Raw genomic sequence first — 24,043 nt, forward strand, 5'->3', positions numbered from 1 at the left:
TCGCACAAGTGGACCCAGGGCGAGATCGGCATGGTGCTCTCGGTCGGCACGATCAGCGCGATGGTCAGCCAGGTGCCCGGCGGCGCCGCGGTCGACGCACTGCGCAACAAGAAAGCGGCGGCCGCGTGGGCGATCACCGCGATCATCCTGAGCGCGATGCTGCTCGCGATGAGCCCGACCGTGCTGCCGGTGATCGCCGCCGAGGTGTTCCACGGCTTCGCGAGCTGCATGCTGACGCCGGCGCTCGCGGCGATCTCGTTCGCGCTGGTGGGTCGCGCGAATCTCGGCGACCGGCTCGGCCGCAATGCGCGCTGGGCGTCGATCGGCAGTGCGGTAGCGGCCGGTCTGATGGGTCTGTTCGGCGAGTACTACTCGCCGCGCGCGGTGTTCTTCCTGACCGCCGGTCTCGCGGTTCCCGCGCTGATCGCGCTATCGATGATCCAGCGCACCGACACGATCGAGCTGCCGCAAGCGCTGCCCACCCCCGAGCAGCTCGAGCGGCGCGAAAGCCTGCGCGAGCTGCTGCGCGACCGGCGCATGCTGCTGTTCGCCGCGTGCATCGTGCTGTTCCATCTGTCGAACGCGGCGATGCTGAACCTCGCGGCCGGCGAAGTGACGGCCGGCATGGGCGACAACGTGCAGCTCGTGATCGCGGCGTGCATCATCGTGCCGCAGGCGATCGTCGCGATGATGTCGCCGTGGGTCGGACGCTCGGCCGAACGCTGGGGCCGCCGGCCGATCCTGCTGCTCGGCTTCTCCGCACTGCCGCTGCGCGCGCTGCTGTTCGCGGGCATCAGCAGCCCTTATCTGCTCGTGCCGGTGCAGATGCTCGACGGCTTGAGCGCCGCGGTGTTCGGCGTGATGTTGCCGCTGATCGCCGCCGACGTCGCCGGCGACAAGGGCCGCTACAACCTGTGTATCGGCCTGTTCGGACTCGCGGCCGGCATCGGCGCGACGCTGAGCACGACCGCGGCGGGCTTCGTCGCCGATCGTTTCGGCAACATGGTGAGCTTCTTCTGCCTCGCGGCGGCCGGTGCGCTCGCGGTGCTGCTGGTGTGGGCGGCGATGCCCGAGACGCGCGTGGCGGCGACCAGCAACGGCGATGGCAATGGCGCGGCGGTGCCTGGGCGGGGGAAGTCGGCGGCGGTCGTCGGTCTGCTGTTCCTGGTCGTGATGTTCTTCTCGCCGCTCGCCGCGCTGGTGCCTGACGGTCACAGTCAGTTCACGCCGCAAGCAGGCAATCGTGATTGAACCCAACCTGGGCGGCAAGGTTCATGGCTGTCCGGAACGTGACGAAACAAGGCTGCGGCTCCCCTTCTTGCAAACCTCACGGTTCCCCTCTGAAGGCTTCACTGCAAGGGGCACCGATGGCCTCGTCTCGACTGCTTCTCAGGGGAAGATCGGGGTCGTCGGCTCCGCACCTTCGAGATCGGCCTTCGGAAAATGATGCACGACCATCTGCTCGATCTCCTGTTCGCGCGATCCAGGCACGTCGGCCATGATCAGGATCTGGCCGTCACGTATGGCGCCGCGAAAGCGCTCGAGTCGTGCGTTCGGTTCGTCGACGCCGATCATCGTGGCCGTCCAGGCCCCGAAGCCGGCACCTGTCAACGTCAATGCGACGACGGCTCCGCCCGCAATGGTGAGCCCCGCGGGAGGAAACACCAGTGCCACGAGGCCGAGAAGCGCGCCGGTCGCACCGCCGAGCGCCACGCCGCGTTCGAGCGAGTGCACGACGTCGCTGCTTTGCAGTAAGGATGCCTCGGGTAACTGTTCGAGTGCGACACTGTGATTCGCGAGGACATGGATATGTCGCCATGTGATCCGCGCCCGCAGCAAGTCGTCTACGATCGCCTTCGCCGTCGTCGTGTCAGGTACGAGGAAATAAAGACGTCTCATGTCGGCTCTCCATCGATCAAGGAGTCCCTCAACGGGTCGATGCTGTTTATCGTACCCCTGCCGCGTGCCATCAGGAGGCGTAGGTGACCTGGGAAATCGATGCAGGAGGCGGCCGTTTTGCATTGCATCGCAGCAAGCGACTCCTCCATTCATCCGCCCTATACATGGGGCGCGCTTCCCCCTTGCGCAGCCTTGCACGATGCAAAGGAGAGGACTACCTTTGGTCTAAAGACGTGCCGGCGCGGACAGTACCGAAGTACGGCAAGGCGGCGCCGACGCCTGGAGCCTTTTGTTAGCGGCTCCCAGCGAGTGACGCGCAGCGAGGTGACCTATGTCGCTTGCGATTGCCCTGTTCCTGATCATCGTATTGGCGGTGGGGTTTCACTTTGCCAGCCCGTGGTGGACCACGCCGATCGCTTCGAACTGGGTGCGCATGGACGACATGCTGACGATCACGCTCGTCATTACCGGCGTGTTTTTCATCGCGATCAACCTGTTCATCGTGATCGCATTGCTGCGCTACCGCCACCGCAGGGGTCATCGCGCTGTTTACGAGCCGCACAACAGGCGCCTGGAATGGTGGCTGATCGGCCTGACCTCGGTAGGCGTGGCAGCGTTGCTGGCACCGGGACTCTTCGTCTACGCGGACTACGTACGGCCGCCGCGCAACGTGCTGCAGATGGAAGTGTTCGCCCAGCAATGGCAATGGCGCTTCCGCTTTGCCGGCCCCGGCGGCAAGCTGGGCACGACGGACGTGCGCTACATCAGCAACGACAACCCCTTCGGCATGAACCCCGGCGACCCCAACGGCCGTGACAACTACCTGATCGGGACACCCGAGGTGCACCTGCCGTTGAACCGGCCGATCCAGGTCCTGACACGGTCGCGCGACGTGCTGCATGACTTCTACGTACCGCCGTTCCGCGCGCGCATGAACATAGTGCCCGGCATGGTGACCACCTTCTGGTTCACGCCGACCAGGGCCGGGCGTTACGACATTCTGTGCGCGCAGCTTTGCGGTCTCGGGCACGCCAACATGCGCGGCGTGGTGGTGGTAGAAGACGAAGCATCGTTCTCGCGCTGGCTGGCGCAGCAGAGCACGTTCGCGCAGCAGCAGGCCAGGGTGCAGGCCGCAACCGCCGCTGCAGGCGGCGGCGCCCAGGCGCTCGCTAACCAGGGCAAGACGCTCGCGGAGGCCAAGGGCTGCTTCGCCTGCCATACCGTGGACGGCAGTCCGCGCGTGGGCCCCACCTGGAAGGGCCTGTACGGCAAGACCGAAACGATGGCCGACGGCAGCACCGCGAAGGTGGACGAAGCGTATCTGCGCGCCTTCATCCGCAACCCGACGGCCCGCGTCGTGAAGGGCTTCGCACCCATCATGCCGAAGTTCGACCTGAGCGAGCAGGAGCTGACCACGCTGGTGACCTACATCCAATCGCTAGGCGGCTCGGCCGCCACCAGCGCAGCCCAACCCTAGCGGAGCAGACGCAATGACCTACGCGCACCCCGAACACGGCCCGCAAAGCTTCTGGACCCGGTATGTCTGGAGCCAGGACCACAAGGTCATCGCCGTGCAGTACTCGCTGACGGCCATCGCCATCGGCCTGGTCGGCCTTGTCCTGTCGAACCTGATGCGCTTGCAGCTCGGCTTTCCGGGCAAGTTCAGCTTCATCGACGCCAACCACTACTACCAGTTCGTCACCATGCACGGGATGATCATGGTGATCTACCTGCTGACGGCGCTGTTTCTGGGCGGCTTCGGCAACTACCTGATTCCGCTGATGCTGGGCGCGCGCGACATGGTGTTCCCGTTTCTCAACATGCTGAGCTACTGGGTCTACCTGCTGGCCGTGCTGGTGCTGGTGTCGAGCTTCTTCGTGCCAGGCGGGCCGACCGGCGCGGGCTGGACGCTGTATCCACCCCAGGCGATCCTGCCGGGCACGCCGGGCGTGGAATGGGGCATCGTGTTGATGCTGGTGTCGCTGGCGATCTTCATCGTCGCGGCAACGATGGGCGGCTTGAATTACGTCACCACCACGCTGCAGGCGCGCACGCGCGGCATGACGCTCATGCGCATGCCGCTCACGGTGTGGGGCATCTTCACGGCGACCATTCTGGCGCTGCTGGCGTTTCCGGCGCTGTTCGTGTCGGCCGTGATGATGCTGCTCGACAGGACACTCGGCACCAGCTTCTTTGTGCCGGCCGTGGTGTCGATGGGGCAGACGCTCAAGCATGCCGGCGGCAGCCCGCTGCTGTTCCAGCACCTGTTCTGGTTCTTCGGGCATCCGGAGGTCTACATCGTCGCGCTGCCAGCCTTTGGCATCGCATCGGACCTGATCAGCACGCACGCGCGCAAGAGCATCTTCGGCTACAAGATGATGGTGTGGGCGATCGTCGCCATCGGTGCGCTGAGCTTCGTGGTCTGGGCGCACCACATGTTCATCGCCGGCATGAATCCGTACTTCGGCTTCTTCTTTGCCACGACCACGCTCATCATCGCCGTTCCGACCGCTCTCAAAGTCTATAACTGGGTGCTGACGCTGTGGCGCGGCGATATCCACCTGACTGTGCCGATGCTGTTTGCCATCGGCTTCATCAGCACCTTCGTCCTGGGCGGGCTAACCGGGCTCTATCTCGGCAACGTGAGCGTGGACATTCCGCTGTCGAACACGTACTTCGTGGTGGCGCACTTCCATATGGTGATGGCCGTGTCGCCGATCCTGGTGGTGTTTGGCGGCATCTACCATTGGTATCCGAAGGTGACGGGCCGCATGCTCAACGACACGATCGGGCGCGTGCACTTCTGGGTTACCTTCGTCGGCACCTATGCGATCTACTTCCCAATGCACTATCTCGGCATCCTCGGCATGCCGCGGCGGTATTACCAGTATGAGGGCTACAGCTTCATTCCACATTCGGCGCAGACGCTCAACACGTTCATCACCGTCGTTGCGCTGATCGTTGCGGCGGCGCAGTTGCTGTTCCTGTACAACCTGGCGTGGAGTCTCGCGCGCGGCAAGCGTGCCGACGGCAACCCGTGGCGGGCCACCACGCTGGAATGGCAGACGCCGCAAACGCCGCCCGTGCACGGCAACTGGGGCACCGCGCTGCCCGTCGTCTACCGCTGGGCGTACGAATACAGCCCGCCGGGGCACGAGGAAGACTTCGTCCCGCAAAACCAGCCGCCTGAGACGGCGCCTGAACCGGCACCGGCCCACCCGACGCTGCAACCCGGCGAGGCAAGCGAATGACTACACTGCGCCGCTCCTTCGTTCCTGACGCGCCACCTGTGTTGCCGAATGCGAGCCGCATCGGCCTGATCATCTTCATGGCGGTGGCAACGACATTGTTTTCACTGCTGCTGCTCGCCTATGCGATGCGCATGCGCGAGCCCGACTGGCAGCCGATCCCGCATCCGGCTCTGCTGTGGTGGAACACCGGCGCGCTGGTGCTGGCAAGCATCGCCATGCAGCGCGCCCGGCGGATTACCATGCACCGCGCGGCATGGCTGCTGTTCGGCGGTGTGCTCGCGGCCGTGTTCGTGATCGGACAACTGACCGCGTGGCGCATGCTGTCGGCGGCGGGGCAGACTGTCACCGTCAATCCTTCCAATAGCTTCCTCTACCTGCTCACCGGCCTGCACGGGTTGCATGTGCTGGGCGGGCTGGTGGCCTGGGCCGTGACGATCGCGCGTCTGCAGCGTGGGAACCCGTTCCGGACCCAGCGTGCCATCGCGCTGTGCGCCATCTACTGGCATTTCCTGCTGGCTGTCTGGCTCGTGCTGCTGGCGGCGATGTGGTGGATCACCCCTGGGTTCGTCGCCGCCATCTGCGGGCCGCTGTATGGAGCTGCGCCATGACCACGCCCACGCTCCCGACCGAATCCGCTGTCACCCCGCCCACCGACGCCGGGCCTGACGGCTGGCGCGGCATCGTCACCGACTGGTCGGCCGACCGCCAGGCCTTCAAGGTGCCGTGGGGCAAGGCGATGATGTGGATCTTCCTGCTGTCGGACACCTTCATCTTCAGCAGTTTCCTGATCGGCTACATGACGGTGCGCATGTCGACCACCGTGCCGTGGCCCGACCCTTCCAAGGTGTTCGGGCTCACTGTCTTCGGCGTGGATGTGCCCTTGCTGCTGATCGCCATCATGACGTTCGTCCTGATCAGCAGCAGCGGCACCATGGCGATGGCAGTCAACTTTGGCTACCGGCGCAACGCCAGGCGCGCCGCCCAACTGTTGCTGGCGACCGCGCTGCTGGGCGCGACCTTCGTGTCGATGCAGGCCTTCGAATGGACCAAGCTGATCGTCCATGAAGGTATCCGCCCCTGGGGTAACCCGCTTGGCGCGGCGCAGTTTGGCGCGTGCTTTTTCATGATCACCGGCTTCCACGGCTTTCACGTGAGTTGCGGCGTGATCTACCTGCTGCTGATAAGACGCAAGATCCTGCAGCCGGGGTTCATCGAGCACGGCAACTTCCAGATCGTGGAGATTGCCGGCTTGTACTGGCACTTCGTCGACCTGGTCTGGGTGTTCATCTTTGCGCTGTTCTATTTGTGGTGAGGCAGGCCATGGACCATACCGATCTCGCCCATCGACCCGACGCCGCGCACGGCCAGCAGCATCCGATCGGCATTTACCTGAAGATCTGGGGCCTGCTGTTCGTACTGAGCACGTTGTCGTACATGGTGGATTACTTCCACGTGCAGGGCCTGCTGCGCTGGACGCTGATCATTGTGCTGATGATCGCCAAGGCTGGGCTGATCGTGTCGATTTTCATGCACATGATGTGGGAGCGGCTGGCGCTGGTGTACGCGATCCTGATACCGCCCCTGTGCCTGCTGGTGCTGCTGGTGCTGATGGCTGCCGAAGCGCATCACACCTTCGGCATGCGCGAACTCTTCTTTCATTGATCTCTTCGCCGACCGTTCCTCAGGTGGCAGGCGTTGCGTCCAGCGCCCGGGTAGCAGACGCGCGCCACCGTGGGGTGCGCCGCCACCGCGAGCGCATTGCTGCCGATGCGTTCCGCGCGCAGCGCCACGGTCTCGGCGCCGACGGCGATGCTTTGGCGACTGCTGAGTCAGTCCGACATGAGATGTTTCGATCAAGTCGTTCAGCACGGAAACAATGTCCGAAACCATTCAATACTTCCATTGGTTTCGTCAAGCATGGAATTCGCCGCCGGATACTTGCACGCATCAGCGGGGTTTATTCAGCACAGGCGCGTGCCTGGAAAGCACCGCTCCAAATACAAAACGGCCCGACAAATTGCCGGGCCGTTCATGTTTCCTGGCTCGCTGAAAATTTCGGCGAAAAACACCTTCGAATCAGGCGTGCTTCTCACTGAATTCGCTGAGCGGCACAGGCTGCTTGAGCGGATCGAAGTCGGCCCACCGCCCTTGTTGCCAGTTGCCGGTCGCGCGTTCGATCGCCGCGCCTCCCGCATCGCGCAGCACCCGTGCGGCGTCCAACTGGTTGTCCGGCGACACGTGTACGGCCACCAGCACACCGGAACCACGGATTTCTTCGTCGCTGGCTTCCTGCGTGCGCATCATCGCGCCGACCAATGCACCGACATACGCACTCACCCCGGCTGCGATCAGCGACACGATGAGCGGCGCCGAAAACACCGCGAAGATCCCGACGCCGAGCACGGCGCCAACCGCTGCGCCAATCGTGACGCCTATCTCGGCACCCTTCGGCGCCTCTCTCGCGTTTGCGTCGGTGCTGGTACCACCGCCGGGCTGAAAACGTGCGTGCTGGCCGGGCGGATTGACGAAAAACAGGGTGACGTCCTCCTCGACGAAACCGGCATTGAAGAGCCGTTGCACCGCGTCTTCAGCGGCGGGGAATGTCGTAAAGCGTGCTGCGACGATGAGTGACATGTGGCCTCCTTCCATCATTGACTAGCGGTAGCAGACTATGCCGCCCCACCTCACCCATGCCGAGGCAAAGGTGCACGCGGTGGCACGCACCGGGACTATGCCATGGTGCCGCGATCGGGTTCCATTCCGTCCACTCTGAACAGTCCGCTATGTAACACTACGCCTTTGCCGCCGTTCTGGTTGATCACTTTCGCGCACACCGAACGGATACGCTTGCGGCCGTTGCCGAAAGCAGACATCAAGGCAGATTCCAGCGCCATAGCGCGATCCCGGCAGCCAGCTGTTGTGCTTTCGATTTCACAGGCATTTGATCCTCCACTGCGGGTTAAAAGATTAATTATCGATCCGCTGACACGACTGCACGCCACGTGGTCGCCAGCACGAAGATCATTCCTCGGGCTGACGATAGTCACGCGGCGCTATCAATCTCGTGACACGGAGAACTAGAATGAATTATCCGAATCAATCGGGAGAAAAATCGTGCAACTTCACATGGGTTCCCATCAATTCACACACGGCCTGCCCGACTGGCGGGCAGCCGTGCTGGCAGGCGTCATCGCGGGGGCTGTGTTCCTGGCGTTAGGAGTTGTCCTGATGGCAGTGATGACGGGCGGAAGTCTGCTGGAGCCCCCACGCATGGTCGCTGCGATCATGCTGGGACGAGGCGCATTGCAATCGCCGCAATCATTCTCAATTGGCATCGTGCTCGCGGCCTTTGTCGTGCATTTTGGCCTTGCCATCGTATTGGCGCTTATCCTCGGTCTGATCATGACGTCATTCAAGCTTGACTCGAGCATGGGAATGGCTTCACTGGCGGGCGGCGCTTTCGCTGTAGTCGTTTACCTGATCAATTTCTACGGCATGACACAGTTTTTTCCGTGGTTTGCAGAAGCGCGCAACGGCGCCAGCCTGTTCGTTCACATCGTCTTCGGTATCTGCGTCGCGAACCTGTACATGAGACTGGAGCGCAACAGGGTCAGGGCGGACGCGGGCGGCCCGTCGTAGTCCGGTCGTAATCAAACGAGCAGGTCACGAATTCACCGGTGATGCGCGGCGTTCGTATTGACACCGCGGTGCAAATGACAAAAGAGGCGCGATCGAAATCATCACGCCTCTTTTTTTACAGCGGACCGCAGTCCCCGTCACGTCAATCGATCGCCCTGCCCGCGGTCTCGCGCATGAACGGCAACGGCAGCAACGACACGACGCCGCAGCCGATCAAATACCACGCCGGCGCGAGATTGCTGCCCGAAACCTGGATCAGCCAGGTCGCGAAGAACTGCGCGAAGCCACCGAAAATCGACACGCCGAGGCAGTACACGATCGACATGCCGGTCGCGCGAATCGCGCGCGGAAACAGCTCGGGCAGCATCACGATGTTCGGCACCGCGGTGAACGTGACGAGCAGCGCGAGGCCCGCGACCACCGCGAGCAGCACCGGCACCGTCGGCGACGCATTGATCGTCATGAACGCCGGATAGACGGCGAGAATCAGCAACACGCGCGATACCCACAGCACGCGCTTGCGGCCGACACGATCGGACAGCGCGCCCGCGAACGGCGAGCAGATCACCGTGACGACCGCGCCAGTCCACGCGGCCCACAGCGCGGTCGCCATCGGCAGATGCAGGATGCGGATCGCGTACGTCGACAGATAGAACAGCACGATGTAGTTCGCCGCGGTGCCGCCGATCGTCGTCAGCACGCCGGTCGTGATCGAGCGTGCGTGGTCGCGGAACAGTTCGCGGACCGGCAGCGACGGAGTTTGTGAAGCGGGCTGTGAAGCGGACTGTGAAGCGGGCTGTGAAGCTTCGACGCCCGGCAGCGTCTCGTCGAGATGCCGCCGGATATAGATGCCGATCGGCCCCATCGCCATGCCGATCACGAACGGCACGCGCCAGCCCCAGCTTTCGAGCGCGGCCGGCGACAGCGTCGCGGCCAACGCGACGCCGAGCAGCGACCCCACCACCGTGTTCATCCCCTGGCTCACGAACTGCCAGCTGCCGTAGAAGCCACGCGTGCGATCGCTGCCATATTCGAGCAGCAGCGCCGTCGATGCGCCCACCTCGCCGCCCAGCGCAAAGCCCTGGATCAGCCGCGCGAGGATCACGAGCAGCGGCGCCGCGACGCCGATCGCCGCATAGGTCGGCGCGAACGCGATGATCCCGGAACCGAGCGTCATCAGCCACAGCGTCAGGCTCATCGCGGCCTTGCGTCCCGCGCGGTCCGCGTAGCCGCCCAGCACGATGCCGCCCACCGGCCGCATGATGAAGCCGACGCCGAATGTGCCGACCGCGAGCATCAGTTGCACGAGTTGCCCTTCGACCGGGAAATACAGCTTGCCGATGATCGTCGCGAAGAAGCTGTAGATCGTGAAGTCGAAAAACTCGAGGCCGTTGCCGAGCGTGATCGCGGCGATCGCCTTTGCGTGGCCGACGCGTTTTTGAGGTTGATCGGCTACGCGCTGCGCATCGGGCGCATCGAGTCCGTTGGCGCTCGCGGGCCGCGGTGTGGCGGAATAGTCCATCTGTGTCTCCATCATTGTCTTTGTACTGCCAGGGCAACGCGCTCGCGCGCCGCCGCGTCAAACGAGGAACGTCTGCGCGAGCTTGACCCAGTAGGCCGCGCCGGTTGCGAGGCAAGCGTCGTTGAAGTCGTAGCCGGGGTTATGGACCATGCAGCCGCCCTCGCCGTCACCATTGCCGATGATCAGATAGCTGCCCGCGCAGCGTTCGAGCAGGAACGCGAAGTCCTCGCTGCCGGTCAGCGGCTGCATGTCGCGAATCAGACCGTCTTCGCCGAGCCAGTCGAGCGCGACCTGGCGCGCGAGCGCGGTCATGGCCGCATCGTTGACGAGCACCGGGTAGCGGCGCTGATAGTCGACCTCGGCGCGCGCGCCGAACACGGCCGCCTGGCCGGTCGCGACCTCGATGATGCGCTGCTGCAGCTGGTCGCGGACCTCGGCCCGCAGCGCGCGCACCGACAGGCGCATCTCGGCGGTCTCGGGAATCACGTTCGGCGCTTCGCCGGCATGAATCGCGCCGACCGTGATGATCGACATATCGAGCGGCGCGATATTGCGCGACACGATGGACTGCAGCGCGAGCACGATCTGCGCGCACACGACGACCGGATCGACCGCCTTGTGCGGCACCGCGCCATGACCGCCGCGGCCGATCACCTTGATGATCACCGTATCCGACGACGCCATGAACGACCCCGGCATAAAGCCCAGCTTGCCAGTGGGAAAGCCCGGCATGTTGTGCATCGCGAACACGGCGTCGCAGGGGAACTGCTCGAACAGGCCGTCGTCGAGCATTTTCTTCGCGCCGGCAAGCCCTTCCTCGGCCGGCTGGAAGATCAGATTCAGCGTGCCGTCGAAACTCTTTTCATGCGCCAGATGCCTGGCGGCGGCGAGCAGCATCGCCGTGTGGCCGTCGTGACCACATGCGTGCATCTTGCCGGGCAGCTTGCTCGCGTACGGCAGGCCGGTGGTTTCGTGAATCGGCAGCGCGTCCATGTCGGCGCGCAGGCCGAGCCGGCGCGTGCCGTTGCCGAGCTTTAGTTGACCGACCACGCCGGTTTGCCCCATCCCGCGATGCACGCTGTAGCCCCACTCCCGCAGACGTTCGGCGACCAGATCGCCGGTCGCGAACTCCTCGTAGGCGAGCTCCGGGTGCGCGTGGATGCTGTGTCGCAGCGCGATCATTTCTTCTTCGATTTCGGCGATGCCCGCCGGAATGACCATCGTGTTCATGCCGTCTGTCTCCATGTCAGCGTGAACCGAGCATAGCCGCGCCGAATTTCGAGAGGCAGGCGTAGAATCGTTGCGGGTGACAACCACCGGTTGCCCCCTTCATACTCATGATTCGCATGAAACTGCATCAGCTCAATACCTTGGCCGCGATCGCGGATACCGGAAGTATCCGGGCCGCCGCCCGCTCGCTGGGGCTGTCGCCGGCCGCCGTGACCAAGGCGATGCGCGAGCTCGAAGGCGATCTGCACGCGCCGCTGATCGTGCGCAGCGCGAGCGGCGTCGCGTTCACCGAGTTCGGCCGCGCGCTCGTCGTGCATGCGCGGCTCGTGCTCGGCCAGTTGCAACGCGCGCAAGCCGAGATCGAGGCGCTGCGCGGAGCCGCGGCCGGCAAGCTGTCGATCGGCGTCACGCCGTGGGTCGCGCTGACATTTCTGCCGCCCGCCGTGCGGCGATTTCGCGAGCGGATGCCGGACGTGCAGCTGGAGTTTTTCGAAGGCCTGCTCGCGGTCGTGCAGCCGCGTCTGCGCGACGGCAGCCTCGATTTTTCGATCGGTCGGCCGCCGCCCGCGTCGCCGCAGTCGGAGTTTCAGAACGCGCCGCTCTTTTCGACGCACGCGGCGGTGGTCGCGCGGCGCGACCATCCGAAGGCCGGATGCCGCACGCTGCTCGACCTTCAGAACGAGGAATGGATCCTCAACTGGGACCCGGCGAGCCGCGAGTCGATGTCGAACAATCTGTTCGTCAAGCGCGGCATGCGGGTGCCACAAACGATCGTGCTAGCGCATTCGCTCGCGATCGTGCTGGGACTGCTCGCGCACACGGACATGGTCAGCATTTTTCCGTGGCCGCTCGTCGAGGCGATACGCGCGAAGGAGAACCTGTGGGCGCTGCCGCTGCGCGAAACGCTCGACGAAACCATCATCAGCATCACGTCGCGGCGCGGGGCGCCGACGAGCCCGGCGGCCGCCTGCTTTCTCGACTGCCTGCGCGAGACGATCGACGAAAGCGCGCGCTCGCCGGACCCCGAACAGCGCCGGCTGTTTCATTCGATCGAGCTGATGCTATAGCGGCTCCCGCATTTCTGCATGCGGCACCGCCGCGTAATCAATCGAGAAACTCGCCCGCCCGCTTCCTGAGCATCGCGCTGAAATCGTCGAGCCAGCCGATCGACAGCCGCCAGCTCTGCCAGTACAGATCGACGTCGATATGCTTGCCCGGCGCGACTTCGACCAGTTCGCCGCGCTGCAGATGCCCGGCGACCATCCGCTCGGGGCACATACCCCAGCCGAGGCTCATCACGCACGCGCGCATAAAGCCGGCGACGTGCGGAATCCAGTGCAGCGGCGGATCGATCTCCGCGCGCGTGATGCGCCGCATGAAGCGCTTTTGCAGCTGATCTTTCGGATTGAAGTCGACGCACGGCGTGCGCCGCAGGCTGTCGCGCGTGACGCCGTCGGCGAAATAGCGCGCGAAAAACGCCGGTGAGCACACCGCGAGGTATCGCATGCGGCCAAGCCGCGTCGAGCGGCAGCCCTGCACCGGTTCGGCCTGCGTCGTGATCGCGCCCTGCACGCTGCCGTCGCGGATGCGCTGCGCGGTGTAATCCTGGTCGTCGATCACGAGGTCGAGCAGCATCTCGCGTTCGACGCAGAACGGCGCGACCGCGTCGATGAACCAGGTGCCGACGCTGTCGTCGTTGACGGCGACGCGCAGCGCCGGCCACTGCTCGACGAGCGCGCCGGGCAGTGTCGGCAGGCGGCCGTTCAGCTCCGCTTCGAGCAACTGCACGCGCTCGGTATGGCGGCACAGCAGCGCGCCCGAGGTCGTCGCGACGCACGGCTGACCGCGCTTCACCAGCACGCTGCCGACGCGCTCCTCGAGCAGCTTGACCCGCTGCGACACCGCGGACGCAGTGATATTCAGCTCGCTTGCAGCACGGTCGAACGAGCCGTGGCGGACCACGGCGGCCAGCGCATCGAGCAAGGCGTAGTCGAGCATTAGCATTCCTTAATCGGCATTAAATAAATTAGGTTCTCTTATGTGCCGCAATCACGCAGACTAGCGCGGCTGGAATATTCCGTCTATCCCCATTGCTTCCATTTTTTCGGACCATTTATGAACTGGCTGTGTTTCTCCCACGGCGCGGCGCTGTGCGCATCACTGATCGTGACGATCGGCGCGCAGAATGCGTTCGTGCTGCGGCAGGGCATCATGCGCTCGCACGTCGGCAAGATCGTGCTGTTGTGCACGTTGTCGGATTTCATTCTGATCGGCGCGGGCGTCGGCGGCGCCGCGGCGCTGATGGAGCGCTACCCGCGCTTCGTGCACGCGATGCTCTACGTCGGGCTCGCGTATCTCGCCTGGTTCGGCATCAGCGCGCTGCGCCGCGCGGTACGGCCGGGACACGCAGTGCTCGACGGTTCGGGCGGCGCATCCGCCGATCAAGCCCCTGCCACGCAACGCGCGCTGCCGATCATCCTGATGACGCTCGCGTTCACGTGGCTCAATCCGCACGTCTATCTGGACACGTTCCTGTTGATCGGCACGGCCGGCGCGCGTGAACCGCAAGGCGCGCGGGTCGCCTTCGCGCTCGGCGCGATGACCGTCAGCGCGGTGTGGTTCGTTGCGCTCGGCTATGGCGCGCGCATGCTTGCGCCGCTGTTTCGCCGCGCGACCGCGTGGCGTGTGCTGGATGGCGCGATCGGCAGCATGGTGTTGCTGCTGGCGGTCACGCAGTTGCGTTGAGCGTTCGACGCGGGCCTTATTCCACGCCCGATTCTTGCCGCGCATGTTGCGCGGCCTGCGCTTCGGCTTCGTCGCGCGGCACGAGATTCATCAGCCGCGCGAGCACCGGCCACTTCAGCAGCGACTGCTCGTAAGCTTCCTTCGCCTGGGCATCGAAATAGCGGCCCGCCTCGAGCTCCGGCAGACGCAGCGCGAGGCCGCTGATATCGTCGAAAGGCCAGCCGCGCGTAGTGTTTTTCGACGTATTGCGCGCGTTCGTCATTTGCCGTCCACCCACACGCCGTCCGGCGTCTTCACCACATAGCCGGACGCGGTCTTCATCGTCACCGTCCCCTCGTTTTCGCCGACCATCTGCGTTTGCGGCAGATTCGTCGCGTACTGCGACAGGCTCACACCCGGCTTGAACGGGCTGTTCGACACGAGATTCGAGAGCAGCTGGGCGAGCGCGAGGAAGCTCGACGGATCGTCGATCACCGTGGTCGGCCCATGACTGCCCTGGAAGCCGACCACGCGCACGCCGACCGGCCCGTGCACGATGCGCGGCGTCGGAATCTCGCGCAGGCCCGCGACCTGGTTCGTGTCGCCGCGCAGCGCCGCGCCGTGCTCGGGCACGAACACGATCACCGCGCGCCGCCCCGAGGAAGCGATCAGATCCGCGAAGCGATCGAAGTCGCTCATCAGCTTGTTCACGCGCAGCGGATACGAATCGATACTCGTCAGGCTGCTATTCGGCAGCCGGTTGCCGTCGTGCAGGCTGATCGTGTTGTAGTACAGCGCGACCGGCCCCGCGATGCTCGCGCGCTGCGCGTACCACGCGGCGAGCGTCTCGTAGTCGTCGCGGATCGGCGAACCGTCGAACGCATGCATCGCGACCGGCACGCTCGTGTTCGGAATCAGCGGTACGTTCGGCACGCCGGCGTTGTCGTGGATCAGTTCCAGGAAGTTGTCGAAGTGACCGTCGTGGTTCAGCATCGTCTGCGGCGTGTAGCCGGCCTGCGCGAGATCGGCGAGCAGATAGCACTGCTGCGGCGCGTTCTTGTACAGGTCCGAGTGCGCCTGCTGTCCGCAGCTTGCGCGCAGCACGCGAATCGCGGCCGGCCCGCTATAGCTCGCCGCGGTGCTGAAGTTCGTGAACAGATAGTCGAAGTGGGACAGCAGCGGATGATTGCGCGCCTTCGCGACATCGAGGTCGTCCCACGACAGCGAGCAGATGTGCAGCACGATCACGTCGAACTGCGCGTTCGGATCGGCGGCCAGATGGCCGAAGCTGACCTGCCGTTGCGACTCCTGCGTGCGGAACGCGGCAAGCGCAGCGTTATGGTCGAGCGGCTGCGCGGCGAGCGGGTTGTTCGCTCCATTAGCGCCGGCATTCGCCGCTGCGCTCGCCGACGCTCCACGCAGTTGCGCGAGCACCACGCCGCCCTCGTGCCACAGCGGAATCGCGACCAGCGCGATCAGCACGAAGGTCGCGACGCGCACCCAGCGATTCACGATCAGATAGCCGACGAGCGCGCCGAGCGCGGCGAGCAGCAGCATCGGTGGCAGGAAGCGCTGCGCCAGTTCCAGCCAGTAGCCGTAGCTGAACGTGGTCAGATTGCCGAACTCCTCGGTCAGACGCGAGAACGGCGGCACGTTCGCCTCGTGGTACATCAGCGGTATGCCGAGAGCGAGACCGGCCAGGTTGCGCATGATGCGCAGCGCGCGCCGGCGCAGCGTCGAAGTCACGACGAGCGCGAGCGCGAAGCCGAGATTCGCGAGCCATAGCGGCTGCAGATGGCCGCCCGCGAACAGGTACAGCTTGAGGATGAAGTACAGGTTCCACAAAGTCATCGACAGGTTCTCTCATTGGCCTGCGCACGACACGATGCGCGCAGGCTGTATCAATAGCGGGTGCGGTCGAGCGCGAGCAGCGTCTCGCAGGCACGCGCGAGCCCGCCCCACAGTCGCGAATAGCCTTCGACGCCCATCGCGAGCACTTCCTTCAAACCGCGCAGCGGCGCGTCCTCGCTGGTTTGCTCATGCCAGTCGAGCCACGCGTCGGCGCGGCCGAACGTGCATTGCACGAGTTGCCGTTCCTGTTCGAGCGTGAGACCGTCGAAGCGCACGCCGAGGTGCCGGCCGACGCAGCGGCTCACGTACACCGGAAAATGGAACTGGCGATCACCGCGGCTCAGGCACACGCCGAGACTGTCGCCCGGCGCCAGATTCAATCCCGGCTCGATATCGAGACCGAGGCCGCCGGTCGAATAGTCGCTGGTCGTGCAGGCGAGCGTCGTGCCGTCCGCGAGCAGCAGCGTCGCCGCCGCGCGCATCGCGATGCGATGTGTGACGCGCACCTGCTTCGCCTCGCGCGCAACGCTCGAGGCCGCGCCGAGCATCACGAGGTTGTAGAGCGTCCAGAACACGTTCATCAGGATCGTCGCCGTTTCGCCGCTTTGCCCGAACATCAGCCGGTACACGCCGGCCGCGAGCGCGCCGCTGTTCAGTGCGAGCAGCACCAGATACGGCTTCGACGTCGACCAGTCGAAGTAGCCCTCGCCGATGCGCCCGCCCTTGTCAGTCACGTTGAACTTGCCGTGTTTCGGGCTGAAGAACGCGATCGTGGTCGGCAGCACGATGTACCACGCAAGCACCGACTCGTAGACCTCGGCCCAGAACGAGTGACGGTACTTGCCTTGCATGCGCGAGTTCGCGATGTTCGCGAGCACGATGTACGGCAGCACGAATCCGGCGATCGTCGTCGCCGATGCGTTGATGAAGTACATCTGGAAGAACAGGTACGCCATCGGCATCGTCAGGAATACGAGCCGCGGCACGCCGTAGAAGAAATGCAGCATCGCGTTGCCGTAGCAGAGCCGCTGGAAAAAGCCCAGCCCGCGGCCGATGAACGGATTGTCGATGCGAAAGATCTGCGCCATGCCGCGCGCCCAGCGCGTGCGCTGCTGGATGTGGCCCGCGAGGCTTTCGGTCGCGAGACCGGCGGCCTGCACGGTCGGCAGATAGGCGGTCGAATAGCCGCGCCGGTGCAGCTTGAGCGCGGTGTGCGCGTCTTCGGTGACGGTCTCCACCGCGATGCCGCCCACTTCTTCGAGCGCTTCGCGTTTGAGGATCGCGCACGAGCCGCAGAAGAACGACGCGTTCCACAGATCGTTGCCCGACTGCACGAGCCCGTAGAACAGATTGCCCTCGTTCGGCACGCGCCGGAACGTGCCGAGGTTGCGCTCGAACGGGTCCGGCGAAAAGAAGTGATGCGGCGTCTGCACCATCGCGCAGCGCGCGTCGCGCAGGAACGTGCCCATCGTCGTTTGCAGGAACGAGCGCGTCGGCACGTGATCGCAATCGAAGATCGCGACGTACTCGCCCTGTGTGCGGCCGAGCGCGCTATTGATGTTGCCGGCTTTCGCGTGACGGTTGTCGTCGCGCGTCAGATAGCCGATGCCGCAGGCTTGCGCGAAGGCTCTGAATTCGTCGCGGCGGCCATCGTCGAGCAGATAGACGCGCAGCTTGTCGGCGGGCCAGTCGATGCCTTGCGCGGCGAACACGGTGGACCGCACGACGGCCAGGGGTTCGTTGTAGGTGGGGATATAGATGTCGACGCTCGGCCAGCTCGATGTGTCGGCGGGCAGCTTCGCGACCGCGCGCTTCAGCGGCCAGGCGGTCTGCACGAAACCGAGCAGCAGAATCACCCATGTGTATGCTTCCGCGCCCAACAGCAGATAACCGAGAATCGCCTCCCCCGGCGTCTGGAACGACAGCGTCTGGGTGACGCGCCACCACACGTAGCGCGCCATCGCCAGCATCGCGAGCGTGGTCAGGATCAGCACCGGCATGCGGCCCGGAAAGCGTCGCACGATCAGCGCGATGATCACGAGCACGGCGAAGAACTCGAACTGACCGTCGGACTGTAGCGGCGACGTACCGATCACCGCCCACAAACCGATGCCCGCGACAACCATCAACGGCAGCAGCCAGCGAATATGCCCGACGCGCTGCGTCGCGTCTTCGAGCCGCGTGCCCCAGCGCTGCCACGGCAAGCTCGCCAGCAGCGCGTCGACGCGCTCGCGCCCGCGCCGCCCGAGCAGCCAGAGCGGCACGAGCCAACGGTCGATCCAGGCGGCCAGCGCGCGTACAGTCGCCGCCGTGCTTCTCGATGACGAACGCGGCGCACGCACGAACGCGCGCCACAGCCATGCACGCAGTCGATGCGGTTCGAGCACGCCCCATTGCAGCGCGACATGCAGCACGGCCGCGCGCATCCAGCGGCGCGCGTAATCGGGCTTGCCCGGCGCGGGCGGCTGGAAGAACAGCCGCACGAACCAGTCGAGCGGCGTGCGCGTGGCGGGCACGCCAAGGCCGCGCGCGACCCAGTCGAGCGCACGCGTGCGCAACGAACGCGTTTCCCGTTCGCTCATGACCCGCCGTCCCGCCGATCGAGCGGCGCCGTGGCGTCGGTGAGCCACGCGTCGAGCCAATTCGCGAGCCCCTGCAGATCGTGCGACGCCTGCGAATGCGGGGCGTCGTCGAACAGCCATGTGCCGCGCGCGAACGACTCGGGCAACGCGACATCGAGATGCACGCGCTGCGCGAGCGGCAGCTTGTCGCCGAGCGCCGCGCCGAGCATCGCCAGCACGTCGCGCTGCATGTCGCGCGCGGGGTTCAGCCGGTTCACGATGATGCGCAGTTGCGCGCACGCGTCGCGCAGCGCTCCGAGCCGCGCGACCAGCGTCGCGCACGCGGCCGGTTCGGGCGGGGTCACGCACAGCGCGAGGTCCGCGCAACGCAGCGCGTGCTCGGCCTGCTGCGACGGATAGCGCGCGGTGTCGATCAGCACGACGCCATCGCGCGGCAGATCGAGCTCGGCGAGCGCGTGGGCGAGCCAGCGCGGCTCGGCGGCGAGGCGTGCGTCGCATTGCGTGCTTTGCGCGGTGGACACCGCGCCGTACGGCACGAACAGCACGCCGTCCGCGTTGCGCCACGTGTGGGCATGCCATGCGGTGTCCGCATCGAGCAGCGCCTGCGACAGACCGGTCGCCGCGAGACCGTCGATGCCGAGCTGCGCGCCGAGCATGTTCTGCGGATCGAAGTCGAGCGCGACGACCTGGCGGCCGCGGCGCGCGAGCAATACCGCGAGCACGGCGGTCAAGGTGGTGCGGCCGGTGCCGCCCGCGGTCGAGACGATGGCGATCGTTTTCATCGCGTCACCTCGTCTGGGGTCGTGTTGAGCGCGGGCAACAGACGCGCGCGCAGCGCGACCGGCTCGATCTCGCACGGCACCGCGTCGCGCGGATCGAAGTCGCGCATGGCCGCGAGACCGCGCCGTGCGCCGACGCGCTGCCAGACGATCCACACCGGCAGCGCGACGACCATGCCGGCCACGAAACACAGCAGAACCAGTTCGATCATTCGATGCTCCTCGCGCGCACCGGCATCGCGCTGGGTTCCGCGCGACGGCGCGCTGGCACGGATTGGGTTCGGCGGCGCTCAGTAGCGAGCGGCTTCGCTTCGGCTGATTCACTCGGCCGGGTTGGCGCAGACGTTGGCGCGGCGTCGGCTTCGCACTCGGCACGCGCATGAACCAACGCCTCTTCCACCTGCGCAAGTTGCACAGCGGCCACGTGAGCGGCTTCGCCTGCGGCTGCGGCGAGCGGCGAGCTCAAAGGCGCGCCATCACGCATCGACGCCGCGAACATATCGCTGTAATCGGCAATCCGATTGCGCCGGTTGGCTGCGTCCAGCGCGTCGAGTTCGGCGCCGATGCTCTGCTCCGCCAGATGCACGAGCGAATCGGCGAGCTGTTCGACCGGCACATCGATGATCCGCGCCAGCGCGGCGTCCGCATCGGCAAGCCGGCAGGCGAACAGGAACACGTACAGATGCGATGCGTCGACGGTCAGCACGTCGCCCGCGCGGCGCGGCACGCAGTGCTTCAGCGCATCGACGTGCGCGCATTGCGGCAGCAGTGTCAGCTTCACGAGCACATGCGGCAGGTGCAGCACGGCGCTGCGTGCGAGCACGAGGCGCACGCGCTCGCAGAACGCTCCGGCCGGCAGATAGCCGCGCACGTCGTCGCTCAACGCGGCACTCAATGCGCTGCGATAGTCGGCGGCGACCGGCCGCGTGTGGAGTTGCCCCTGCAACGACTGCAGCAACGACTGCAGCAGCGACTGCATGCGCGAGAACGGCAGGTCGCGGCCGAGCACGAGGTTCGCACCGAGCGTCAACACGAGCAGCTCGTATTGATGGCGCAGCACTTCGCCCCGCTCGACGACGACGATCTTCAGCGCGCGCCCGGCCTGGCGGCGCAGCGTATGAACCGTCGCGCACAACGCGTCGCGCTGCGCGCCGCCCGCGTAATCGAGCACCACGGTCGCGGCCTGCGCATCGGCGCACGCGCTCAGCACCGCGGCCTGATCGGCGCACACTTCCCAATGCGGCGGCAGCCACGCCTCGTGACCGCGCACCACCGCGCGGCTCACGACGACACGCTGTTCGTCGCGCGCGAGCAGGCGTTCGCCGCGCGCGACGCTGCTGGCCAGCGCATCGGGCGCGACGCTGAGGTGGCCACTCTCGGTAAACCGCAGCGAGCGGACTTCGCCCGTCACCAGCGTGCGATCCGCGCGCCAGAAGTCGGCATGCCACAGCAGCTCGCCGTGCGTGCGCTCCATCCGTGCGACGCCCGCGCATGCCGCATGGAACGCGTTGCGGCGTGACGCATCGACGACGCCATCCGGCGCGCCGCGCATGTCGAGTGAATCGTCGTCGCCATTTGCATCGACGCCGAGCAGCAGCACCAGCGTGATACGCCGTGCCGCGCACCAGTTCGCGAGCATGCGGCCTTCGCGCGCGAGCGCGGCGGCGTCGTGCCAGTTGAACCAGCGCTCGGCGCCTTCGATGAAATACAGCGAGCCCGCACGAAAACCGAAGCGCTTCAGCGCGCGCAGCCCGCCGAACAGTTTGCCGTGCGTCGCGGCGCTGTCGGCGGGCTGCTCCGACTCTTGCGCAGCAATGACGGCAGGCATCGCGAGCACGTTCAGATTGCGCGGCCAGCCCGCGGCCGGCGCGTCGGCGCTGAAGCCCAACTCGCGCAAACGCTCGGCAACGGCCGCGCGTTCACGCGCGAGCACGACCGTCACGTCGCGTGTGAGCGCGGTACGCGCGCTTTCCCGGATCAGCGTGTCGACGCCTGGCGTGCGCAGCGCTGCATAGATCGCATACAGCTTGCCCGCTTCGAGCGCCGCCCATTCGCCCGGCAAGGCCTCGATCGCGAGACGGCCGACCGGCTGTGCGCGACGCTGCGCGCCGGTGCCGCCGAACCTGCGCAGCCAGCGTCGCAGGAAAGCGCGCGCGGGAGTTTGGGTTGGATTCGAAACGGTGTTCACGTCTGCTGTCCCAGGTCTCGTTGCATCGCCGTTCAATAGCTCGAATAAAGTCGTACCGGCTGCGGCGAAAGACGGTTGTCCTGCCTGCGCGCATCGAACGTATAGCGCAGATAGACGAGCGCGGCGCTCGGCGCGTAGTCGTGCGAGCGATCGATGCTCAACTGCGCGCCCAACACCAGATGCGGATCGGCGCGATACTCGACCACGCCCGCGAGCCCGTACGAAAACGCGACGCCGCGTGTCAAGCTGCCCGTATTGACGAGACTCTCGAGCCCCGGCGCCGCACCGAGACCGGCAGGCAGACCGTTCGGGTAGTACGGCGAATCCCGCTCGTACGAATTCGACACGCCGACGGTCGCGCTCAGATCCCACTTCAGCGCGCCATGCCGCCCCAGCCATTCGAGCGGCACGCCGAGCGAAAGATAGCGCTGCGGACTGTAGTAGCCGCCCTGCCCGAACGAATAGAAGCGCAGGTTGTTCGTGTAGTGCCACGCATTGCCGACGAGGCCGGTGCTCACCAGTGAATTCGCGCGCCGATAGACCGGCATCGTGAAGCCTGTGCGCAGCGTGAATTCCTGATTGCTCGCGACGTTGCGCCCCGTCAGTTCACCCGCGCCGAGATCGGCGAACAGGTTCGCTGTGCCGAGATCGAACGATGCATGCAGATCGATGCCATCGCGGCGCACGCCGCCCCACGCCGTGCCGGTCACCGGATCGTGCATACCGGCATACGACAACTGGCTACCGGTTTCCGGACGGCGCGAGCCGCTGACCGAAAAGCTCGCCGGTCCCGCGTCGAACCGATAGCGCACGCCGCCGACCAGATAAGACACGGGGAAACCGAGCGGCGTCGTGCCGAAGTCGAAGCGCCACGCGTCGGACGTGTAGCCCGCGCCGAGCGCGACGCCGGTGGCCGACTGATGCAGATACGGCAAGCCCGCGGCCAGCGCGGCGAGTTGCTGCGGCGACAGGCCGAGCGACGTGCCGAGCTTGTCGGCCGCGCCGAAGCTGCCGAAGGTATCGCGCGTAAACGCGTTGCCTTCGCTGACATCCAGCGTGCCGGCATCCAGATGCACGGTATCGATGTGCGCGAAGAAATGGCCGTCGTAGCGATACGGGATTTGCACGTACACCGGCACCTGCCACGCGCGCAGCTGCGAGATGCCCGCGTCGCCGGACTTATACGCGGGCAGCCAGCCGGTCTCGATCGACGGATTGCGGCGCTGTTCGAGATCGTCGAGCGCGGCTCGCGCGGGCGTGCCATCGGGTCCCGCGCGCACGCCCGCCGAGCGTTCCTGCGCGAGCGACAAACGGTACAGCGAAGCGGCATCCTCGTACTGCCCGAGATCTTCGGCGATGCGGCCGCTTTGCACCGTCACGTCCGGCCGCGTCGGATACGCGACGCGCAGTGCCGTCGTGATCTGCTGCGCGTCGCGCGCTTCGTTCAACACGGCGAGGCGGCGCGCGGCCGAGAGCCGCGTGTCGACGTCGTCGGGTGCGGCGCCGTCGAGCACGTCGTGCACGACGCGCAGCGCAGCGCCGCGCTGGCCGCTTTGCTCCAGCACGCGGGCCAGCGCGAGCTGTGCTTGCGCATCGTTGGGCTGTGCGGCGAGCAGTGGCGCCAACGTCGCCCGCGCGGCCGCGTAGTGGCCCTGCACGCGCTGCAGATCGGCGAGTTCGAGCGTGTAGCGCTTGTCGCGCCGACCGACGGAGCTCACCGCCGCGAGTCGCTGCTCGGCCGCTTCGTAATCCCCGTGATCGATCGCTTCGTCGGTTTGCCGTAAGGCCGCACGCAGCGCCTGATCCTCGAGGCGCGCGCGTTGAGCGGCGTCCAGCTTCAGCCGCGGATCGTCGCGCAACTGTTGTAGCCATGCGGACAGCTCCGTGTCGCGTCGCGCGCTGCCGAGCAGATCGCCGTAACGCAGCCGCACGTCCGCATCGGCCTCGCCCGGATGCGCATCGATCCAGTCGCGCAGCAACGCGAGGCCGCGTCCGGCGTCGCCCGCGTCGATCCACTGCGCGCCGACCGACGCGAGCAGATTCGGATCGTCGCCGGCCAAAGCGCGTGCGTCGTCGAGCAGGCGGAGCGCGCTTGCGCGATCGTCGCGGGCGAACGCGGCGCGCGCGTCGGCAAGCTTTCGTTGCGTTTGCAGATTGCGATCGAGCGCCCGCATACCATCGGTGCGCTCCTGCTCCGGGATCAGCGCGAGCGCCGCTTGCGCGCCGCTCAGGTCATCGAGCGAATTGCGGTAAAGCGCGCTCGCATAGCGCATCTCGGCCGATGGCGCGAACGCGAGACCCTCGTCCATCACGTTGCGGCCGAGTTGCGGCAGGCCGAGATCGCGGTACAGACGCGCGAGCGCGAAACGTGTCCACGC

General features: G+C 65.9%; 21 protein-coding genes and 1 pseudogene. 9 read left to right on the plus strand and 13 right to left on the minus strand.

Features of this window, described 5'->3' with window-relative positions; genetic code table 11:
- Positions 1 to 1,143 (plus strand): annotated as a pseudogene (locus tag AB3X89_RS36070) (MFS transporter); the annotation flags it as partial.
- A gap of 246 nt (positions 1,144 to 1,389) precedes the next feature.
- Here AB3X89_RS36070 and AB3X89_RS36075 read toward each other — a convergent pair.
- Positions 1,390 to 1,899 carry a DUF1269 domain-containing protein gene (locus AB3X89_RS36075; protein ID WP_368587487.1) on the minus strand — a complete coding sequence of 170 codons (510 nt, stop codon included), beginning with the start codon at positions 1,897 to 1,899 and terminating at the stop codon, positions 1,390 to 1,392.
- A gap of 331 nt (positions 1,900 to 2,230) precedes the next feature.
- Here AB3X89_RS36075 and AB3X89_RS36080 point away from each other — a divergent pair, with 331 nt between their 5' ends.
- Genes AB3X89_RS36080 through AB3X89_RS36100 form a run of 5 tightly spaced genes read left to right on the plus strand, consistent with a single transcriptional unit; the run spans position 2,231 to position 6,812 of the window.
- On the plus strand, positions 2,231 to 3,376 hold the full coding sequence (locus AB3X89_RS36080; protein ID WP_368587488.1) for a c-type cytochrome: 1,146 nt from the start codon (positions 2,231 to 2,233) through the stop codon (positions 3,374 to 3,376).
- A 13-nt stretch (positions 3,377 to 3,389) separates the two neighbouring features.
- Positions 3,390 to 5,150 carry a cytochrome c oxidase subunit I gene (gene ctaD / locus AB3X89_RS36085; RefSeq protein ID WP_368587489.1) on the plus strand — a complete coding sequence of 587 codons (1,761 nt, stop codon included), beginning with the start codon at positions 3,390 to 3,392 and terminating at the stop codon, positions 5,148 to 5,150.
- The gene (locus tag AB3X89_RS36090; RefSeq protein ID WP_368587490.1) at positions 5,147 to 5,758 is read left to right on the plus strand and encodes a cytochrome c oxidase subunit 3; all 612 of its coding nucleotides are present in this window, start codon (positions 5,147 to 5,149) and stop codon (positions 5,756 to 5,758) included. Before ctaD ends, AB3X89_RS36090 begins: the two co-directional genes overlap by 4 nt.
- On the plus strand, positions 5,755 to 6,462 hold the full coding sequence (locus AB3X89_RS36095; protein ID WP_368587491.1) for a heme-copper oxidase subunit III family protein: 708 nt from the start codon (positions 5,755 to 5,757) through the stop codon (positions 6,460 to 6,462). The genes AB3X89_RS36090 and AB3X89_RS36095 overlap by 4 nt, the downstream gene beginning before the upstream one ends.
- Before the next feature lie 8 nt (positions 6,463 to 6,470).
- Positions 6,471 to 6,812, plus strand: coding sequence for a cytochrome C oxidase subunit IV family protein (locus tag AB3X89_RS36100; RefSeq protein ID WP_013089047.1), 342 nt, complete (start codon positions 6,471 to 6,473; stop codon positions 6,810 to 6,812).
- 414 nt (positions 6,813 to 7,226) lie between these two features.
- On the opposite strand, the gene AB3X89_RS36105 is transcribed toward AB3X89_RS36100, so the two are convergent.
- Together AB3X89_RS36105 and AB3X89_RS36110 are read right to left on the minus strand one after the other, a co-directional pair.
- The gene (locus AB3X89_RS36105) at positions 7,227 to 7,784 is read right to left on the minus strand and encodes a glycine zipper domain-containing protein (protein ID WP_176378067.1); all 558 of its coding nucleotides are present in this window, start codon (positions 7,782 to 7,784) and stop codon (positions 7,227 to 7,229) included.
- 95 nt (positions 7,785 to 7,879) lie between these two features.
- On the minus strand, positions 7,880 to 8,197 hold the full coding sequence (locus tag AB3X89_RS36110) for a hypothetical protein (RefSeq protein WP_368587492.1): 318 nt from the start codon (positions 8,195 to 8,197) through the stop codon (positions 7,880 to 7,882).
- Between the two features lie 67 nt (positions 8,198 to 8,264).
- Here AB3X89_RS36110 and AB3X89_RS36115 point away from each other — a divergent pair, with 67 nt between their 5' ends.
- Entirely contained in the window at positions 8,265 to 8,789 is a 525-nt protein-coding gene (locus tag AB3X89_RS36115; protein WP_013089045.1) for a hypothetical protein, read from the plus strand.
- A gap of 142 nt (positions 8,790 to 8,931) precedes the next feature.
- On the opposite strand, the gene AB3X89_RS36120 is transcribed toward AB3X89_RS36115, so the two are convergent.
- Together AB3X89_RS36120 and AB3X89_RS36125 are read right to left on the minus strand one after the other, a co-directional pair.
- Positions 8,932 to 10,311 (minus strand): MFS transporter, encoded by a 1,380-nt coding sequence (locus AB3X89_RS36120; protein WP_368587493.1) that lies wholly within the window; start codon positions 10,309 to 10,311, stop codon positions 8,932 to 8,934.
- A gap of 57 nt (positions 10,312 to 10,368) precedes the next feature.
- Positions 10,369 to 11,541: a M20 aminoacylase family protein gene (locus AB3X89_RS36125; RefSeq protein WP_368587494.1), complete on the minus strand. Its 1,173-nt coding sequence runs from the start codon at positions 11,539 to 11,541 to the stop codon at positions 10,369 to 10,371.
- A 116-nt stretch (positions 11,542 to 11,657) separates the two neighbouring features.
- On the opposite strand from AB3X89_RS36125, the gene AB3X89_RS36130 reads away from it, so the two are divergent.
- Complete coding sequence (locus AB3X89_RS36130) at positions 11,658 to 12,608, plus strand: LysR substrate-binding domain-containing protein (protein WP_368587495.1); 951 nt, start codon at positions 11,658 to 11,660, stop codon at positions 12,606 to 12,608.
- Between the two features lie 37 nt (positions 12,609 to 12,645).
- Here AB3X89_RS36130 and AB3X89_RS36135 read toward each other — a convergent pair whose 3' ends face one another.
- On the minus strand, positions 12,646 to 13,539 hold the full coding sequence (locus tag AB3X89_RS36135) for a LysR family transcriptional regulator ArgP (RefSeq protein WP_176109003.1): 894 nt from the start codon (positions 13,537 to 13,539) through the stop codon (positions 12,646 to 12,648).
- Positions 13,540 to 13,656: 117 nt separating this feature from the next.
- On the opposite strand from AB3X89_RS36135, the gene AB3X89_RS36140 reads away from it, so the two are divergent.
- Positions 13,657 to 14,286: a LysE/ArgO family amino acid transporter gene (locus tag AB3X89_RS36140; RefSeq protein WP_368587496.1), complete on the plus strand. Its 630-nt coding sequence runs from the start codon at positions 13,657 to 13,659 to the stop codon at positions 14,284 to 14,286.
- Positions 14,287 to 14,302: 16 nt separating this feature from the next.
- Here the strand turns inward: AB3X89_RS36140 and AB3X89_RS36145 are convergent, their stop codons facing one another.
- From AB3X89_RS36145 to AB3X89_RS36175, 7 genes are all read right to left on the minus strand, one after another.
- Positions 14,303 to 14,548 (minus strand): hypothetical protein, encoded by a 246-nt coding sequence (locus AB3X89_RS36145; RefSeq protein WP_368587497.1) that lies wholly within the window; start codon positions 14,546 to 14,548, stop codon positions 14,303 to 14,305.
- A complete protein-coding gene (gene bcsG, locus AB3X89_RS36150; RefSeq protein WP_368587498.1) occupies positions 14,545 to 16,116 on the minus strand; it encodes a cellulose biosynthesis protein BcsG in 1,572 nt (523 codons plus the stop codon). Before bcsG ends, AB3X89_RS36145 begins: the two co-directional genes overlap by 4 nt.
- A 50-nt stretch (positions 16,117 to 16,166) precedes the next feature.
- On the minus strand, positions 16,167 to 18,698 hold the full coding sequence (gene bcsA, locus AB3X89_RS36155) for a UDP-forming cellulose synthase catalytic subunit (protein WP_368587499.1): 2,532 nt from the start codon (positions 18,696 to 18,698) through the stop codon (positions 16,167 to 16,169).
- Complete coding sequence (bcsQ, locus tag AB3X89_RS36160) at positions 18,695 to 19,480, minus strand: cellulose biosynthesis protein BcsQ (RefSeq protein WP_368587500.1); 786 nt, start codon at positions 19,478 to 19,480, stop codon at positions 18,695 to 18,697. The genes bcsA and bcsQ overlap by 4 nt, the downstream gene beginning before the upstream one ends.
- A complete protein-coding gene (locus tag AB3X89_RS36165; RefSeq protein ID WP_368587501.1) occupies positions 19,477 to 19,689 on the minus strand; it encodes a hypothetical protein in 213 nt (70 codons plus the stop codon). The genes bcsQ and AB3X89_RS36165 overlap by 4 nt, the downstream gene beginning before the upstream one ends.
- The gene (gene bcsE, locus AB3X89_RS36170) at positions 19,686 to 21,620 is read right to left on the minus strand and encodes a cellulose biosynthesis protein BcsE (protein WP_368587503.1); all 1,935 of its coding nucleotides are present in this window, start codon (positions 21,618 to 21,620) and stop codon (positions 19,686 to 19,688) included. The genes AB3X89_RS36165 and bcsE overlap by 4 nt, the downstream gene beginning before the upstream one ends.
- A 77-nt stretch (positions 21,621 to 21,697) precedes the next feature.
- The coding region (locus tag AB3X89_RS36175) for a cellulose synthase subunit BcsC-related outer membrane protein (RefSeq protein WP_368587502.1) at positions 21,698 to 24,043 on the minus strand (2,346 nt) is incomplete at its 5' end.

This window comes from Paraburkholderia sp. BR14320, from assembly GCF_040948665.1.
Lineage (GTDB): Bacteria > Pseudomonadota > Gammaproteobacteria > Burkholderiales > Burkholderiaceae > Paraburkholderia > Paraburkholderia youngii.